This is a genomic window from Streptomyces sp. NBC_00310 (assembly GCF_036208085.1).
Lineage (GTDB): Bacteria > Actinomycetota > Actinomycetes > Streptomycetales > Streptomycetaceae > Streptomyces.
The window spans coordinates 189,612-207,021 of record NZ_CP130714.1; the positions used below are offsets into that span (position 1 = coordinate 189,612).

The 17,410-nt window shown below is 71.9% G+C and carries 15 protein-coding genes; 8 read left to right on the forward strand and 7 right to left on the reverse strand.

The window, feature by feature from the left end:
* Positions 1-221: 221 nt before the first annotated feature.
* The 5 genes from OG202_RS00675 to OG202_RS00695 all read right to left on the reverse strand — a co-directional run bounded on the left by OG202_RS00675 (position 222) and on the right by OG202_RS00695 (position 5,967).
* On the reverse strand, positions 222-1,196 hold the full coding sequence (locus tag OG202_RS00675) for an arabinan endo-1,5-alpha-L-arabinosidase (protein WP_327731997.1): 975 nt from the start codon (positions 1,194-1,196) through the stop codon (positions 222-224).
* A 198-nt stretch (positions 1,197-1,394) separates the two neighbouring features.
* Entirely contained in the window at positions 1,395-2,255 is an 861-nt protein-coding gene (locus tag OG202_RS00680; protein ID WP_327731996.1) for a carbohydrate ABC transporter permease, read from the reverse strand.
* Entirely contained in the window at positions 2,252-3,175 is a 924-nt protein-coding gene (locus OG202_RS00685) for a carbohydrate ABC transporter permease (RefSeq protein WP_405895969.1), read from the reverse strand. The genes OG202_RS00680 and OG202_RS00685 overlap by 4 nt, the downstream gene beginning before the upstream one ends.
* 20 nt (positions 3,176-3,195) lie before the next feature.
* Positions 3,196-4,578 carry an extracellular solute-binding protein gene (locus OG202_RS00690; RefSeq protein WP_327731994.1) on the reverse strand — a complete coding sequence of 461 codons (1,383 nt, stop codon included), beginning with the start codon at positions 4,576-4,578 and terminating at the stop codon, positions 3,196-3,198.
* Between the two features lie 156 nt (positions 4,579-4,734).
* Positions 4,735-5,967, reverse strand: a complete 1,233-nt coding sequence (locus tag OG202_RS00695; protein ID WP_327731993.1) for an acyl-CoA dehydrogenase family protein — start codon at positions 5,965-5,967, stop codon at positions 4,735-4,737.
* Positions 5,968-6,087: 120 nt separating this feature from the next.
* Here OG202_RS00695 and OG202_RS00700 point away from each other — a divergent pair, with 120 nt between their 5' ends.
* The 7 genes from OG202_RS00700 (at position 6,088) to OG202_RS00730 (ending at position 13,795) form a co-directional block, all read left to right on the forward strand.
* Entirely contained in the window at positions 6,088-6,924 is an 837-nt protein-coding gene (locus OG202_RS00700) for an enoyl-CoA hydratase/isomerase family protein (protein WP_327731992.1), read from the forward strand.
* A gap of 95 nt (positions 6,925-7,019) precedes the next feature.
* Positions 7,020-7,652, forward strand: coding sequence for a hypothetical protein (locus OG202_RS00705; RefSeq protein WP_326573191.1), 633 nt, complete (start codon positions 7,020-7,022; stop codon positions 7,650-7,652).
* Complete coding sequence (locus OG202_RS00710; RefSeq protein ID WP_328222137.1) at positions 7,649-10,354, forward strand: putative PEP-binding protein; 2,706 nt, start codon at positions 7,649-7,651, stop codon at positions 10,352-10,354. The genes OG202_RS00705 and OG202_RS00710 overlap by 4 nt, the downstream gene beginning before the upstream one ends.
* Positions 10,351-11,469: an acyl-CoA dehydrogenase family protein gene (locus tag OG202_RS00715; protein WP_326573195.1), complete on the forward strand. Its 1,119-nt coding sequence runs from the start codon at positions 10,351-10,353 to the stop codon at positions 11,467-11,469. Before OG202_RS00710 ends, OG202_RS00715 begins: the two co-directional genes overlap by 4 nt.
* 18 nt (positions 11,470-11,487) lie before the next feature.
* Complete coding sequence (locus tag OG202_RS00720) at positions 11,488-11,922, forward strand: Zn-ribbon domain-containing OB-fold protein (protein ID WP_326573197.1); 435 nt, start codon at positions 11,488-11,490, stop codon at positions 11,920-11,922.
* Positions 11,919-13,073: a thiolase family protein gene (locus tag OG202_RS00725; RefSeq protein WP_326573199.1), complete on the forward strand. Its 1,155-nt coding sequence runs from the start codon at positions 11,919-11,921 to the stop codon at positions 13,071-13,073. Before OG202_RS00720 ends, OG202_RS00725 begins: the two co-directional genes overlap by 4 nt.
* A 17-nt stretch (positions 13,074-13,090) precedes the next feature.
* Positions 13,091-13,795, forward strand: coding sequence for an SDR family NAD(P)-dependent oxidoreductase (locus OG202_RS00730; RefSeq protein WP_326573201.1), 705 nt, complete (start codon positions 13,091-13,093; stop codon positions 13,793-13,795).
* 6 nt (positions 13,796-13,801) lie between these two features.
* On the opposite strand, the gene OG202_RS00735 is transcribed toward OG202_RS00730, so the two are convergent.
* A complete protein-coding gene (locus OG202_RS00735) occupies positions 13,802-14,476 on the reverse strand; it encodes a TetR/AcrR family transcriptional regulator (protein WP_328222138.1) in 675 nt (224 codons plus the stop codon).
* 143 nt (positions 14,477-14,619) lie between these two features.
* On the opposite strand from OG202_RS00735, the gene OG202_RS00740 reads away from it, so the two are divergent.
* The gene (locus OG202_RS00740) at positions 14,620-15,225 is read left to right on the forward strand and encodes a TetR/AcrR family transcriptional regulator (RefSeq protein ID WP_326573204.1); all 606 of its coding nucleotides are present in this window, start codon (positions 14,620-14,622) and stop codon (positions 15,223-15,225) included.
* Between the two features lie 25 nt (positions 15,226-15,250).
* On the opposite strand, the gene OG202_RS00745 is transcribed toward OG202_RS00740, so the two are convergent.
* Positions 15,251-17,146, reverse strand: coding sequence for a serine/threonine-protein kinase (locus OG202_RS00745; RefSeq protein ID WP_326573206.1), 1,896 nt, complete (start codon positions 17,144-17,146; stop codon positions 15,251-15,253).
* Between the last annotated feature and the right edge of the window lie 264 nt (positions 17,147-17,410).

The following is a 17,410-nucleotide window of genomic DNA, read 5'->3' on the forward strand; positions in this document are numbered from 1 at the left end:
CGGCCGACAGCCGGGGCGGCGAACCCTGGAGCGCCCGAGAGGCTCGCTCGCGGGCAGGGTTCCCCCGGCACTCGTTCCGGTGCCACATGGCTGCGGCCCACGTCTGTCGGTGCCGGCGATCGACCGCCGCCTCACACGCCCACGGCACCAGGAGAAGGGAGGCCGCGCTCACCGAGGGTCGATCAGGGGCGGCGCCGCGAGCGGCAGGGCAGCCTGCAGGGTCAGTAGGCGACAGGCCATCCGCTGCTCCAGTTCAGCAGGTTGATGCCGAGCTTCGGGGTGCCGTTGTCCTGACCGTCGTAGTAGTGGTAGACGATCAGGTCGCCGTCCGCGTCGTTCATGATCGACTGTCCGCCTGGGCCGATGTACCGGCCGTGCGACTCCAGCACAGGCGTACCGCCGTTGTTCATCATGGCGACGCCGTTCTTGTCGTGGTACGGGCCGGTGACGCTGGTGGCCCGGCCGACCTTGACCTTGTACGTGGAGCTGGTGCCGGCGCAGCAGGTGTCGTACGAGGCGAACAGGTAGTAGTAGCCGTTCCGTTTGACGATGTAGGGGGCCTCGACGGCCTTGGTGCCGGTGGGGCGGGAGGCGAGCGAGTAGCGGGTGGTGTTGGACGAGAGCTGCTTCCCGGTCGACGGGTTGATCTGGATCATCTTGATCCCGGTCCACCAACTGCCGAAGGACAGCCACCACTTGCCGTCGTCGTTCACGAAGAGGTTCGGGTCGATGGCGTTGTAGTCGTTCGACGAACTCGACGTGTAGACGATGCCCTGGTCGGTCCAGCTGCCCGGCCGGCCGGTCGTCGACGTGGCCAGCCCGATGGCCGAGTTCTGCGAGCCGAAGGACGAGACGGAGTAGTACATCAGGTACTTGCCGCCGTGGAACGAGATGTCGGGCGCCCAGGCCTCCGGCACGGAGGAGTAGGTGCGCCACCAGCTCGGCCTGCCGGCGAAGGCGTCCGCGCCGCCGGTGAAGGCGATGCGGTTGGTGGAGGCGCGGTTGCCGATGCCGCCGCCGGTGGCGTACAGCAGGTACTGGCCCGCCGAGGTGCGGATCATCGTCGGGTCGTGGACCACGATCGAGCCGGTGACGGTGCCCGGGTTCGGATACGCGGACGCCGAGCTCGGGACGAGTGCGAGCAGGATCGCCGCGGGGACGGCGAGGAGAGCGGTTCTGCGGGAGGTGCGGCTCACGCGGATCCTCCATGTGTGGGGGCGGAGGGAGGGACGAACCCGTTCGAAGACGTTCGACATGATGAACGCCGGTCACGACTTCGAACGGGACCGTAGAATCGAACCCCTTGCGCGTCAACGGTTCGCGCAGCGACTCCCGTCACGACGGTCGTCGAACCGCGTTCGACGACTCATCTGCCACACGGGCCGCGGCGCCCCTCACTGCCCTGCCAACCCCGTGTGCGCCACCCCCCGCACGATCTGCCGCTGGAACAGCGCGAAGACGATCAGGAGCGGCAGGCCCGCGATGACGACCGACGCCATCATCTGCTCGTAGCGGAGGCCGTAGGACGTCTGGACGTTGACCAGGCCCACCGGGAGCGTCATGCCGCCCGGGTCCGTGGTCACCAGGAACGGCCAGAGGAAGTTGTTCCAGGTCGAGATGAACGTGAAGATGCCGACCGCCGCCAGGACCGGACGGGACAGGGGCATCACGATCGTCCAGAAGACGCGCCAGCGGCCCGCGCCGTCGACGAAGGCCGCCTCCTCCAGTTCACGGGGGACGCCGTCGAAGAACTTGACCAGGATGAACACCATGGCGGGCACCGCGACTTGGGGCAGAATCACACCCCAGTACGTGTCGACCAGGCCCAGCTGCACCATCTCCGCGAACAACGGGGCCATCAGGACCTGGGGCGGGACCATGATCCCGGCCAGGACGACGGCGTACAGCGCCTTGCGGCCACGGAACTCCGTGCGCGAGAAGCCGTACGCCGCCATCGCGCACAGCAGGACCGTCAGGATCGTCGTCATCACCGAGATGTACGCCGTGTTGAACATCCAGCGCCCGATGTCGCCCGCCTCCCACACCTTCCGGTACGCGTCGAAGGTGAAGTGGGAGCCGAGCCAGCGCAGGGGTGTCCGTGTCGCCTCGCCTTCCGGTTTGAAGGACGTCGCCAGGGCCCAGGCCAGAGGAAGGACCCACACCACCGCCAGAAGCAGCGCCGCGGCCAGCATCACACGTCGGCCCGGGGTCCAACGGACCTTGCGGCCCTCGTCCGTTGACAGCAAGGCGCTCATGCCGACTCTCCACTCCGCCGCGAGAACCGCAGCTGCACCAGCGACACGATCACGATCAGGGCGAAGAAGAGGTACGAGACCGCCGAGGCGTAGCCGATGCGGTAACCGGTGAAGCCGGACTGGTAGACGTACTGGAGGATCGGGCGGGTCGAGTCGTCGGGGCCGCCTCCGGTCATGATGTACACCTGGTCGAAGATCTTGAGGGAGGCCAGGATCTGGAGGACCAGGACGACTCCCGTGGTGCGCTTCAGCAGGGGGAGGGTCACATGCCGCAGCCGCTGCCAGGCGCCCGCGCCGTCCAACTCCGCCGCCTCGTACAGGTGTCGCGGAATCGACTGCAACGCGGCCAGGTAGAGAAGGAAGTTGAAGCCGACCGTCCACCAGACGGTGGCCGCCACGATCGACAGCATCGCGTACCGCTCGTCCGTCAGCCAGCCGATCCCCGGGTGCAGGCCGAACCAGGCGAGCAGCTGGTCCGCGAAGCCGAAGTCGGAGGGGAAGATCACCCAGAGGAAGAGCAGCCCGATCACGCCCGACGGCAGGAGGAAGGGCGCGAACCAGGAGAGCCGCCACAGCCACTGGACGAACCGCAGATGGTGCGAGAGCAGGGCGAGGACCAGGCCCGTCACCACCAACGGGACCGTGGACAGGACCGTGAACCAGATCGTGTTCCCCAGCGACGACCAGACATGGGGATCCCGGAAGGCCTCCGTGTAGTTGTCGAAACCGACGAACTCCCCGCCCTCACCGGTGATGTTGTCGCTGCGCAGGCTCATGCCGATGCCGGACACCAGCGGCCAGAGCAGGAACAGCGCATAGGTGAGGAAGAAGGGAGCGATGAACACCAGACCGTGCTCGGTCCACCTGCGGCGGACGGTGACGGGTTTCTGCGTCGGCTGCTCCGCCGGGACCGGGACCACGGTCGTGGTCGTCGTCGTGGTCACGCGGCACCTCCTTCGCCGACCAGTGCCTCGCTGCCGAGAGCACGACCGCCGGGGCCGCCGGGGCCGCTGTCGAGCGGATCGGGCGTGTCGAGCAGCTTCCGCAGCCGCTTCTTCGCCTCGCGCAGGGCGCCCGACGGCGTGCGCGATCCGGTGAGTACCCCGGAGAAGACAGCGCCCAGCTGGATCCACATCGGCGAGGCGGAGCCCGCGAACCAGGCGGGCTGGTCGAGGGCCACGTCGTCGATGACGGACCGGTACGCGGACTGTGGCTCCAGTTCCAGATAGTCCGGTCGCGTCAGCGTGGGCAGATACGCCGGTACGTGGCCGCCCTTGGCCCAGTCCACGGAGTGCTGGAGCATCCAGGCGACGAAGGTGTGGGCCGCCTCGTTCGCCCCGTCCGAGCGGCCGTCCTGGTGTGGGAGCACGAAGGCGTGGCAGTCGGCCTGGGCGGTGGGACGCCCGAACAGCGCGGGTACGCGGGTCATGGAGAACGGCAGCCCGGCGGCGGTGAAGGTCGACACCTCCCACTCGCCGTTGAGGTGGAAGGCGGTCTTGCCGGCGTTGAACACCCCGATGGACCCGGGGTAGTCGAGGCGGCGCGCCATCAGCCCCTCCGCCGTGAGCCGGGCCATGAACTCCAGGATCTCCAGGGCCTTGGCGTCGTCGAGTGCGAGGCGTTTGCCGTCCGGGGACAGGACCGTGCCGCCCAGCTGTGCGTAGAAGGTGGCGAACAGCCGCCAGGGGGTGACGCAGTCCGGTCCGGTCGTCTCGGCGCACAGCCCGGGCGCGCCCGTGGTCTTCTTGGCCGTGCGCAGGGCGTCCATGAACTCCCGCGCACCGCGGACGGGTCGGAGCTGACCATCGTCGCCGAGCAGCCCGGCCTTCGCACAGACGTCGGTGTTGTAGTAGAGCACCATGGGGTGGGTGTCGAGCGGAATCGCGTACTGCCGCCCGTCGACCGTGCCGCGCTCGAAGATGGCCTCGGGAAACTGGTCGGCCCCCACGCCCAGTTCGCGCAGCAGGTTCAGGTCGAAGGGGTCGAGGAGCCGCCCGGGCCCGAACCCCGCGAGCCGTGCGAGGTGGAGCACCGCGACCTCGGGCGCCCGTCCGCCGGCCCCCGCCATGCCCAGCTTCGTGTAGTACGGCGTACCCCATTGTAGCTGGGTCGCCTCCAGGCCGATATCAGGGTGTTCCTCGGCGAACGCGTCGACCAGCGCGGTCATATTGGCCCCGTCGCCTCCACCGAAGAGGTGCCAGTAACGCAGCCGGGCCTTCCCCTCGGCACCGAAGGAGGGCGCGGCACATCCCGCCGCGCCCAGCGCCAGCCCTCCGGTGCCGACGAGTAACTTCCTTCTGCTCAGGCGTGGTTCATCGGTCACGGCCCATCCCTCAGTCGTCCGAAATGCCGAACTGTGCTCGTGAATTCGGACGGACGGTAGAGTCGAAGCGCTTCCGAGTCAACGGTTCACACAGGCATTCACTCGGGACACCTCCCCCGTCGACCCCCGTCGTCAGCCGTCTCAGCCGCCTTACGCCTACGCCTCAGCCGCCTCAGCGTCGGCCGCAGCCGTGCGCGGCTGCCGGTAGGGCCGTACCGCGCGGCGCGCTATGGCGAAGCGATGCGTCTCCGACGGGCCGTCGTAGATCCGGAACGGCCGTACCTCCCTGAACAGTCGGGCCAGCGGGGCGTCGTCGGCCGAGATGCCGAGGGCTCCGCAGATCTGCACGGCCCGGTCGACCACCCGGTTCACCGCCTCCGCCACGAAGGTCTTGGACACGGAGGTGAGTTGGGAGGCGGCGGCGGAGCCGGTGTCCAGCTCCCAGGCGGTCCGCAGGATCAGGGCGCGGCTCGCCTCGATGTCGATCTCGGAGTCGGCCAGCATCTGCTGGACCATGCCGAGGTCTCCCAGCGCCGAGCCGAACGCCATCCGGCTGCCCGCCCGTTCCAGAGCGACGTCCTGGGCTCGGCGGGCCGCCCCGAGCCAGCGCATGCAGTGGGTCATCCGGGCGGGGCCGAGCCGGACCTGGGCACCTTCGAAACCTCGGTCCACCTCACCGAGCACCTGCTCCTCCCCCACCACGCACGCGTCGAAGACGATCTCGCTGTGCCCGCCGAAGAGCGATTCGTCCAGCGTCTCGATGGTGCGGACGAGGCGCATGCCGGGAGTGTCGGCGTCGACCAGGAACATGGTGGCGCCGCCCGGGTCGCCGGGGCTGCCGGAGGTGCGGGCCATGACGATGGCGAAACCGGCTCCCTGGGCACCGGTGATGAACCACTTGCGTCCGTCGAGGCGCCAGCCGCCGGAGACCCGGGTCGCGGTGGTGCGCAGGGAACGGGGGTCGGCACCCGCGCCCGGAGCCGGTTCGGTCATGGCGAAGCAGGACCGCGTCCCGCCCGCGGCGAGTGGACGCAGATACGTCTGCTTCTGCTCTTCGGTGGCGAGCTTCTCCAGCAGGTGCATATTGCCCTCGTCCGGGGCCGCGCAGTTCAGCGCCAGCGGTCCGAGCAGCGAGTAGCCCGCCGCTTCGAACACCACCGCCTGCCCGCGCAGGTCCAGCCCGTGTCCGCCCCAGCGGGTCGGCACGTGCGGAGCGAACACGCCCGCTTGGCGGGCGGCTTTCTGCAGGGTTTCCCGCAGCGCCTCGGGGGCGTCGTGCACGGAACCGCCGCACTCACGCTCGGCCGGAATGACCACCTCGCGCACGAACGCGGCCGTGGACTCGGCGAGTTGGGCGACGGTCGGATCGATATCGAACTGGATGGGCACGGGGCCTCCCGCCGGCAGGCGTACGGGCATCGGTGCCCGTCGCGTCCTAGAAACTGTATAGCGTCTTCAGTATCTTGCGGGGAAGCACCCGGCGACGGGAAGACGACAGGAGAAACGCCCATGAGTCCGACCGTGAGCACCGAGCCGGTCCGGATCGTCCGCCATCCCGGCGGGGTCGTCGAGCTGAGACTCGACGATCCGGGGCGGGGCAATGCCCTGGACCTGAGGACGGCCGAGGCACTGCGGGACAAGGCCGCCGACGTGGCCGCGGACCCGGGCGGCGCCGTCCTGCTGCGGTCCGCGGGCGGCAGCTTCTGCGTGGGCGGTGACCTGCGCGCGTTCGCCGGTCGCGGCGCCCGGACCGGCGCCTACGTGCACGCCGTGGCGAGCGCCGCGCACGCCGCGATACAGGCGCTGTACGACCTGCCGGTGCCGTTGGTGACCGCCGTGCGCGGCGCGGCCGCGGGCGGCGGGATCGGTCTCGCCCTCGTGGGCGACATCGTGCTGGCGGCCCGGTCCGCGCGGTTCCGGCTGGCGTACACGGCGATCGGCCTCACGCCGGACTGCGGGGCCTCCTGGTTCCTGCCGCGCCTGGTGGGCCCCCGCAGGGCGGCGGACCTGATTCTGACGAATCGGGTCCTGACCGGCGACGACGCCGAACGATGGGGCCTGGTCTCCCGGTGCGTGGACGACGGGGAACTGGACGACGCGGCACACCGCGCCGCGGCCGATCTCGCCGCCGGCGCCGGTGACGCGCTACGCGCCGCGAAGGGTCTGCTGCGCGCCGGCGCCGGTGACGACCTGCGCCGTCACCTCGACGAGGAGGCGCGGTCGATCGCCGCGCTGGCGGACGGCCCGGAGGCGCAGGACCGCATGGCGTCGTTCCTCACCGCGCGGGGCCGCCCGAAGGCGGGCGACGACCGGGCCGCGGACAGGGAATCCGAAAGTGTTTCTTGAGACCCTCTTCACTAACACGTCCGCCGAGGCGTAACCTCCGGGCAACACAGAACCGATGGAACCGGTCACCACAGAACCGGGGAAAAGGTGTGGCGATGCAATCTGCTGCCGTAGGCCTTCCGGACACTCTCGACGGGCCCCTCACCGAAGCCGTCGTCGACCTCGTTCTGCGGGGGATGTGGCGCGGCCGGCCGGAGTCCGAGCACCGTCCGCTGGTCGACGCCGGCCTGGCCATGGTGAAGGGGCCGGTGGTGCTGCCGACCGAGCCCGCCAAGGCCGTCGCCGCGCGGATCCTGCGGGTTCCCGCAGGATCCGAGCAGGAAGAACGGATCACCGCCGCGTACGAGGCGTTCCTGCCGGTCAACCGGAAGATCCGCGATGTGTGCACGGCATGGCAGTGCCGCCCCGACGGCACCGTCAACGACCACTCCGACGACGTCTACGACGCCGGGGTGCGCGAGTCGCTGGAAGACGTGCACGAGGCCATCCAGCCCGTGCTGCGCAGGCTGGACCTGGTCCTCGCGGGCAGCGGACGCTACCTGACGGCCCTGGCGGAGGCCCTCGACCGCTTCGACGACGGCGCACCCGAGTGGCTGGCCTCGCCGCTGTGCGACTCGTACCACACGGTGTGGATGCGGCTGCACCAGGAGCTGCTGTTGGTGCTGGACATCAGCCGGGCCGAGGACGAGGCCCGTGAAGAGGAGCTGGTCACGGGGAGCCGGGGTTGAGCGTCACCGACCGCGAGGCGGACCCGCGCGCACAGTCCGGCCTTCCGCTCGCGCGGTCCGGGGCTCCCCTCGCGCAGGCCGAGGCCCCTCTCCCCCGGGCCGAGGCGGCTCCCCTCACGCCTTCCGGGGCCCCCGGCCGGATCCTGGTCCCCTACGGGCAGGGACGTATCCGGGGCCTGGACGCCGACGAGCTGGGTGCGCACGGCGCGGCGATGGACCGGCTGGTGGCCCTCGGGCTGCCGGTCGTGCCGGGGCTCACCGTGCCCGCCGGTGCCGCCGCGTCACTGTGCGACTCCGACACCGCCGAAGCCGCCGTGGAGCTGGTCGAACAGCTGGCGGGGCGGCGGATCGGGGACACGGCCCGGCCGCTGCTGCTGCGCCTGTCGGCGAGCGCGCCGACCGAGATCGCCGGACTGCCGCCCGACCTGGCCTGTCTCGGCATCGCCCCGGCCCGTGCCGACGACCTGTGCGCCGTCATCGGGCGCGCGGACGCACTGCACGAGGTGTGGGCCGCCACCGTGCGCATGATCGCCGAGTACGCCCTCGACGTGCCCGGCGCGGTGCTCGACGACGCCCTCCTGGACGCGCCCGGGCCACGGGCACGGGTGGAGGTGCTGCTGTCCCTGGTGGCGGAGCACGGCTCCCACCCCTTCCCCGACGACCCGGCGCAGCAGCTCGCGCTGGCCGCCCGCGCCCTTCTCGGCCGGTGGGACTCACCACGTGCGCGAAGATCCCGCCGGGCCCAGCGGCTCCCCGCCGAGCTGGCCCTCGCCCTGCATGTGCAGGCGCTGCGCATCGGTCCGGCGGACCACTCCGGCTACGGCACGGCCGTCAGCCGCGATCCCGAGACCGGGCGCCTCTCCCCCCGGGGCTCCTTCTTCCGGGGAGTGCGCCGCAGCGCCCCGCCGCCGGACACCGGTGAACCGCTGGACCGGCTCGCGGGCGGCACCGCGCTGCTCGAGCACTCCCTGCTCACCCTGGAGCGGCACCTGCGCGCACCGGTGTCGGTCGACTTCGAGGTGCGCGACGACGAGATCTCGCTGCTCGCCGCCTCGGCGCAACTCCGCCCGCCGCTGCGGGCCTCGGTGTGTCTGGCCGCGGACCTGGCCCGGGACGGGGCGCTCGCCCGCGAGGAGGCCGTACGACGGATCACCCCCGCGCAGGTGCAGGAACTGCTGCACCCCCAGCTCCGGCTGACCGGCGGGGAGGAGCTCCTGGTGAGAGGGCTGCCCGCGTCGCCGGGGGCGGCGACCGGAGCGGTCGTGCTGTCCAGCGAACGTGCCCTCGAACTGGCCGCGGACGGTACGCAGGTCGTGCTCGTGGCCGCCGAGACGACCCCGGCGGACGTCCCCGGGATGCTGGCCTCCGTCGCCGTACTGACCGGCAGTGGCGGCATCGCCTCGCACGCCGCCGTGGTTGCGCGGGGCGCCGGCAAGCCCGCCGTGTGCGGCGCCGAGGGGCTGCGCGTGGAGCTGGCCGCCGGGACGGTCCGCTTCGGGGAGCGGGTGGTGCGCGAGGGCGATCCGGTCTCGCTGGACGGCCGTACCGGCGCCGTCTACGCGGGGACGCTGAGCGTCAGTGTGGCCGGGCCGCCGCCCGAGCTGTCCACCTTGTTGGAGTGGGCGGACGGCGTGCGCCGACTGGGTGTGCGGGTCAACGCCGACACGGCCGCCGAGGTGGACACCGCCCTCGCCCTGGGCGCGGAGGGGGTCGGGCTGTGCCGTACGGAGCACCAGTTCCTCGGCGAGCGGCTGCCGCTGATCCGCCGGGTGCTGCTGGCCGCCGACCCGACCGCCCGCGACGAGGCGCTGCTCGCACTGGAGCGCGCCCAGCACGAGGACTTCACCGCGCTGCTGGCCGCCGTGGGGAACCGCCCGGTGACCGTGCGCCTGCTGGACGCGCCGTTGCACGAGTTCCTGCCCGCCCCCGGGCAGGCCCTGGACGCGGCCGAGGAGCAGCGGGCCGTCGCGCTGCGCGAGGCGAACCCGATGCTCGGGCTGCGCGGAGTGCGGCTCGCGCTGCTGCACGAGCGGCTCTACCCGGCGCAGGCCGAGGCGCTGTTCACCGCCTGGGCCGATGTCGCCGCCACCGGGGTACGGCCGGAGCTGGAGGTGATGATCCCGCTGGTCAGCATGCCGGAGGAGCTGGCCGCAGCGGCCGCGTACGTACGCGGTGCCGCCGACGCGGTCGCCGCCCGCACCGGGGTGGAGGTGCCGTACCGGCTCGGCACGATGATCGAGACCCCGCGGGCCGCGCTGCTGGCCGGCGAGCTCGCCGAACACGCCGAGTTCTTCTCCTTCGGCACCAACGACCTCACGCAGCTCACCTACGGCTTCTCCCGGGACGACGTCGAACGCCAGGTGCTCGCCTCGTACCAGGAGCGCGGGTTCCTGACCGCCAGCCCGTTCGCCCGGCTCGATCCGCACGGGGTGGGCGCCCTGGTCGCCCTGGCGGCCGAGCGGGCACGGAGCGTTCGGCCCGGCATCAAGCTGGGCGTGTGCGGTGAGCACGGCGGGGATCCCGAGTCGATCGCGTTCTGCGACGACCTCGGTCTCGACTACGTCTCCTGTTCCGCGCACCGCGTGCCGGTGGCCCGGATGGCGGCCGCGCACAGTGTCCTGCGCCGACGGCAGGACGAGCAGCGGCAGGACGAGCAGCGGCAGGACGAGGAGCGGCACGACGAGGGCGGGAGCGCACGATGACGAGCACCGCGACCGAGGGCACGGCCCTGTCGGACACCGAGCTGGAGGACCTGCGCGAGACCGTTAGGTCGGTGTGCGCGGACGCCGGCGGCACCGCCGCCGTACGCCGGATGTCCGAGGAGGCTCCCGGCATCGACGCCGGGTTGTGGGACGCCCTCGGCAGGCAGGTCGGCCTCGCGGCCCTCGGCCTGCCCGGGTCGGCGGGGGGCATCGGCGGCCTCGCCGAGATCGCCGTCGTCTGCGAGGAGCTGGGCCGGACGCTGGCCCCGGTCCCGCTGCTGTCCTCCACCGTGCTGGCCGGGCAGGTGCTGGCCGGCTGCGGTACGGCCGACAAGGCGCTGGCCGAGCTGGCCGGGGGCGTCGTGCATGCCCTGGCGGTGTCCGCGCCCGACGGGACATGGCGGGCCGACGCCGTGCCGGTGGCCGTCTCCTGGCGGGGCGGCGTTCCGCTGCTGGACGGCGCCGCGCCGTTCGTCCTCGACGGCGCCGATGCCGAGGCGCTGGTGGTGGCCGCGGCCGGGGCCGACGGCGTGGACCTCTTCCTCGTCGACCCGCGCGAGCCGGGGGTCACGGTGCGTCGCGTGCCCACGCTGGACCTCAGCCGGGGCCAGGCGGTGGTCACCTTCTCGGGGGTCCGGGCCCGGGCGCTGACCGCCGGAGGTGAGGGGGCGGATGTCGTCTCCTGTGCCCTGGACGTGGCCCTGGTGGCGCTGGCCGCCGAGCAACTGGGCGGTGCGCAGGCCGCGTTGGACATGACGCTGGCCCATGTGCGTGACCGTACCCAGTTCGGCAGGGCGATCGGTGGCTTCCAGGCGGTCAAGCACGCCTGCGCCGACATGCTGCTCCAGGTCGAGGCGGCGCGGTCGGCCGTGGTGCGCGCGGTTCTGGCGGACGGCTCGCCTCAGGCGTCGGCCGAGGCGGCGGCGGTGGCGCAGGCGTGGTGCGGTGAGGCGTTCGTCTCCGTGGCCGCCGAGTGCGTGCAGTTCCACGGCGGCATGGGCTTCACCTGGGAGCACGACGCGCACCTGTACTTCCGGCGCGCCCAGTCGGACGCGGTCCTGCTGGGCGGCGCCGCACACCATCGGGAACGGCTGGCCGGGCTGCTCGGCTGGTGACATGGAAGGCGGGACGGCATGGCCACCAGACTCATCGACGAGTCCCTGTTCGAGAACGGGGAGTACGGCGACGGGGATCCACCGCGTCTCGTGGGCGCCCGCTGCTCCGGCTGCGCCACCGTCGTCTTCCCCCGGCAGGACTCGTGCCCCAGGTGTTCGGACGGGACGATGACGGCGCGGGTGCTGCCGGTGAGCGGGCGGGTGTGGTCGTGGACGCTTCAGGCGTTCCCGCCGAAGTCGCCGTACCGGGTGCCGGCCGGCGGCCACCGGCCCTACCACGTGGGCTATGTGGACCTCGGTGAGGTGCTGGTCGAAGCGCGGCTCGCGGTGCCCCGCGCGGAGATCCGGATCGGACTGCCGGTCCGGCTCACCACCGTGCCCGCCTACCAGGACGAGGACGGAACCGAGGTGGTGACCTTCGCGTTCCGCCCGGAGCGGGACGGAGAGCGATGAGCGGGTCGGACGACGTGTACGTGGTCGGGTGCGGGATGCATGCCTTCGGCCGGGACGAGAGCGTCACGGGAATGGACATGGCCGAGCGCGCGGTGCGCGAGGCGCTGGCCGACGCCGGTGTCGCCTGGGAGGACATCGGCTACGCGGCCGGCGGGTCCGACGTGTCCGGCAAGCCCGACACACTGGTGGGCCGGCTGGGCCTGACCGGAGTGCCGTTCGTCAACGTGCAGAACGGCTGCGCCACCGGTGCCTCCACCGTGCTCACGGTGGCGAACGCGCTGCGCGCGGGCGAGGCCTCGCTGGGGCTCGCGGTGGGGTTCGACAAGCACGAGCGGGGCGCGTTCCACGTCTCCGCGGCCCGCTACGGTCTGGGCGACTGGTACGCCGAGACCGGCATGATGCTCACGACGCAGTTCTTCGCGCTGAAGACCCAGCGGTATCTGTACGAGCACGGGATCTCGGAGCGGGCGCTGGCGATGGTGGCCGCGCGGGCCTTCCGCAACGGCTCGCACCACCCCCTGGCGTGGCGGCGCAAACCGCTGACGGAGCGGGAGATCCTGGACTCCGCCGAGGTCAGTCCCCCGCTCACCCAGTACATGTTCTGTTCCCCGGGACAGGGCGCGGCGGCCCTGGTCCTTGCCCTCGGCGACCGTGCGTTCGACCTGTGCGACCGACCGGTCAGGCTGGCGTCGCTGGCCTTCCGGACCAGGCGGTTCGGTTCGTTCGAGGTGTTCTCGCCCTGGCTGCCGCCGGGGCCGCACCGCAGCCCCAGCGTCGACGCCGCGGAGGCGGTCTTCCGCGCGGCGGGGGTGCGGCCCGCCGACGTACGGGTCGCGCAGTTGCAGGACACCGACAGCGGCTCGGAGCTGATCCACCTGGCGGAGACCGGGCTGTGCGGCCACGGCGAGCAGGAGGAGCTGCTGGCCTCGGGGGCCACCGAACCCACGGGCCGGATACCGGTCAACACCGACGGCGGCTGTCTGGCCGGCGGGGAGCCCGTCGGCGCCTCCGGGCTGCGCCAGTTCCACGAGGTCGTACGACAGTTGCAGGGCCGGGCGCCCGGTGTGCAGGTGCCGGGCGCCCCCCGGGTGGGCTTCACCCATGTGTACGGGGCGCCCGGGATCAGCGCCTGCTCGGTCCTGACGGTGTGAGAGGCAGGGAGCACGTCATGCGGCACGGCGGCAGAACAGCGCTGGTGACCGGCGGGGCACGCGGCATCGGCCTGGAGATCGGCCGACAGCTCGCGGACCGGGGGCTACGGGTCCTGGTCGGGGCGCGGCAACGGGCGGCGGCCGAGGAGGCGTGCCGCGCCATCGGCCGGGCGGCACTGCCGCTGGCGCTGGACGTGACCTCCGCGAAGAGCGTCGCCGAAGCGGTCCGGGAGGCACGGGAGCTGACCGGCGGGATCGACGTCCTGGTGAACAACGCGGGAGTGTCTCTCGACGGGGAACTGCGGCCCCCGTACGTCGACGAGGACATTCTGCGGGCGACGCTGGACACGAACCTCACCGGCGCCTGGCGCGTGGCGGAGGCCGTCGTTCCGGGCATGGTGGAGGTCGGCTACGGCCGGGTCGTGAACGTGACCAGCTCGTACGGTTCGCTGGCGCTGATGGACTCCGGCCGGCACCCCGCCTACCGCATCTCCAAGACGGCGCTCAACGCCCTGACCCGTATGCTCGCGGCCGAGCTGGCCGACACGGGTGTCCTGGTCAACGCCGCCGACCCCGGCTGGACCCGCAGCGGCATGGGCGGTCCGTCCGCCCCGCGCGGGCCGGAGGAGGGTGCGGACACCACGGTCTGGCTGGCGACCCTCCCCGAGGGCGACCGGACGACGGGCGGGCTGTTCGCCGAGCGCGGGCCACTTCCCTGGTGAACCGCCTCAGCTCGGGGACGTGGCCGGGGCCGGTGCCGGCTTCGCCGGGTTCTGCTCGGTGGCGACGATGCGCAGCGCCAGCTCCCTGACCGCCTCCAGCACGGACCGGGAGGGCAACTGGGACAGCGGTCCTCCCTCCGCCCGCAGCGCGGTGACGAGCATGGTCGTACTGATGAGCGTGCGGACCGCGAGGGCCTGTGCCGCGTGCCGGGCCTTCGCCGCCCGGGGGCTGCGGGTGGTGCTCTCCGGCAGATAGTCGTAGCCGCGCTGGATGTGCCGCTGCTCGAACTCGTCCCGCAGCACCTTGACGCTGCCGTTGGCCGAGGCGACCTGGACCTGGTAGAGGCGGGCCTCGTCCGGGTTCTTCTCCACCCAGTCCCACACGGCGTCGATGACGCGGATCAGACCCTCTTGGTCACCCGGCTCGGACTCCGGCCGGGCCGCCTCCACGACCGCGTTCAGCTGGTCGAAGACCCGGCGCATGGCCAGTTCGAGCAGCTCCTCCTTGCCGTCGAAGTGGTAGTAGACGGCCGTCGGCACCACCTGCGCCTCGTCCGCGATGTCCTGGATGCTGGTCTCCGCGAACCCGTTGCGGCCGAACACCCGGACGGCGGCGGTGATGATGTGCTGCCGCCGCGAGGGGCGGTGGGCGGGCTGCTTGCCGTTCTTCGTGGTGGCCATCATGCTCCCTGCCGACTGCCGTGAACCCTCGTCCCTGGTCCCTGCGTACTGACCATTCTATGCAGTAACTCCAACCACCGGTCAGCATAATTCCTGTTGCGGATGGGGCTCCGGGGCCTTCGGGTCCCGGCATACTTGACAGCATGACGACCTCCCGGACCCGCGCCGCTCACCGTCCGTCGCGCAAGCAGTGGGTGATCGAAGCAGCTACCGAGCTGTTCGCCACCCAGCCGCCGGACGAGGTGACGGTGGCCGACATCGCCGCTCGCGCGGAGATGACCTCGGCAGCGGTGTACTACCACTTCTCCTCCAAGGACCAGGTCCTGGCGGAGGGGATGCGGGTGTTCGCCGCAGCGCTGCGCGAGCAGTTGCAGGCGCTCACGGAGGCCCACGAACCCGGCGCGGACATCGCGGCGGCGGTCACCACGCTGCTGGCCTGGATGGGCGAGCACCGATCCGCCGCCACCGTGTTCTTCGTGTCGTCGGCCGGCATGAGCCAGGACGCGGAGGCACTGCGCCAGGAAAGCCGTAGCGAGTTGCTCGACGAGCTGATGCGGCTGATGCGCAAGGCCCGCGAGTCCGTCTCCGACGCCGAGGCGGCGGTGATCGGCCTGGGCCTGCTGGCGTTGCTGGAGACCGCGGCGATCTCACAGGTCCGGGGCGACGACGTCTACCGGTCGCTGGGGCACCGTTCCTTCGTCCGCGAGGTCGGCGAGCTGGCGGAACGGATCGCCGACCCGACCACCTAGGGAGAGCGTCTGGACGGAATCAGGGTCACGGCAGAGAAACGGCGCTGTAGTCGTCGGCGCACGAATAGGTGAAGGTGCTGCCCACGGCACCTGACGGGAAGTCCATGACGCCGTAGTGGAAGTGGTTCAGCGTCGTGTCGCTGCGGTCCAGTCGAACGTTCTCCGGGTACTCCTCCGCGCCGCCCTGGTCGAGGCACGACGTCTGGGGGCTGCGCAAGGTCGAATCTCCGGCGGAGGCGAACACCAGTTGCAGACCGCTGGACGTGCGGTCCGCAGACAGGACGACGGCGAAGAACTCGTCGCTGTAGATGGAGATGCCGATGTGGGGCACCGTCGCGGTGCCCAGGGCGACGTCCGAGTAGTCGTCTCGGCAGGAGTAGCGGAGAACGTAGCTGCCCGACACGAGCAGCGGGAAGGTGAGCGTCCCGTCGAAGACACCGGGCCGGGCCGTCTCCGCGTTCTGTTCGGACGGACGCACCGTGAACGTCCCGTCCGGTCCCCGCACGACGAGACATGTGGTGTCCGCCGCCCGCAGGTCCGCCTCGCCTCTCGCCCGCAGGGCGACCGTCAGCCGATGGCCGTGCGCCTCCACGGAGGTCACCGTGGCCGCGTAGCCCGGGTGTTGGTAGCGGGACACGCCCAGTGTCCCGCGCGTGAACGTGGGCGGTTCGGGTGCCGCGGCCGACGGAGCGCGGGCGGGCTCCGCCGGTGTGCCCGCGGGCGTGGCGGTATCCGGTGGCGGGGTGGTACCGCTCGACGCCTTCCCGTCGTCGAACGGCTCGGCCGAGGCCGTGACCGTCGTGCCGGGCGCGGCACCCGGTACTCCGTCCTCGGCCCCGGACCCGCTGTCCTGTCCCGCCAGTGACACGCCCGTCACGACGAGCAGGCTCGCCGCCAGCACCAGGGCGACGGCGAGCGCGAGCCTCTTCCCGGAGGCGGGCGGGGCAACGAAAGCCTCCGAACGGTTGGTCGGGCTGGTGGGGACCCGCGTGGACGCCCCACCTCCCGAGTGCGCGTGCGCGGTCGCCGTGGGCTGCTGGTGAGCGCCCGCGGACCGCGGGTCGAGCGCCGTCGGTGGGTGGGTGACGGCCAGCAGCCCCTCCGAACTCCGGCGCACCGAACGGGAGACGGAGTCGGGAAGCCACCGGTAGGTGCCATGGCCGTCGGGACGCGGGAGTTCGGCCAGCATGCCGGGAACCTCGTCCGGCGACGGCCGGGCGTCCGGGTTCCGCGTGAGGCACTTCCGCACGATCGTCCGCAGGTCCGGCGGCAGGGACGTGAGTGAGGGGGTGCGGCCGTCGACGGCGTCGGCCGCGAGCGGGGTGCCCTGCGCGGAGAGCACCGCCTCGCCCGACGCCTCGGCGAGCACGACCCCGAGCGAGAACATGTCGCTCCGCGGACCGACCTGTTGGGCGAGTAACTGCTCGGGGGAGGCATAGACGACACTGCCGACGAACTGTCCCGTGGAGGTGAGCCCGACCTGTCCCACGGGCCGTGCGACCCCGAAGTCGACGAGGCGTGGCCCGGTCTCGGCGAGGATGATGTTGGACGGCTTCACATCACGATGCACGATGCCCGCGGTGTGGATCGCCGTCAGCGCCTCCGCCAGACTGGCCGCCAGGACACGCACGCTGCCCTCGGGCAGTCGGCCGTGCGCGGCGAGCACGTCCGCGAGGTTGGGGCCGCGGACGAGTTCCGTCGCCAGCCAGGGCACGTCCGCCCCGGCGTCGAAGTCGACGAGTTGCGCCGTGTGCACGCTGCGGACCGCCCGGGCGATCTCGATCTCACGGGCGAAGCGTTCGCGGTAACCCGGTTCCGCCGAGAGCTCGGCCCGGATGGTCTTGAGCGCCACGAGCAGACCTCCGCCGGTACGGCGAGCCAGGTACACGCTGCCCATGCCGCCGGAGCCCAGACGGCCCATCAGCTCGAACGGGCCGACACGCCCAGGATCCGTACCATGCCGAAGCGGCTCCACCACGATGCACCCTCACCCGTCCGTCGACGTCCCCACAGACAGCCGCGCCGTCTGCCGGGAGCCATGACCGACGGTCGGGGCGCGGCCACGGACGCGGCAAGGGCCGGGAGACTCGTGTCCCCCGTGCCGAACCGGCTCCGATCTCCGTGAGCCGAGGGGTGACATTCTGACGAGCCACGCCCCATCGCCACAGGGCGCACAGCAGCGCAG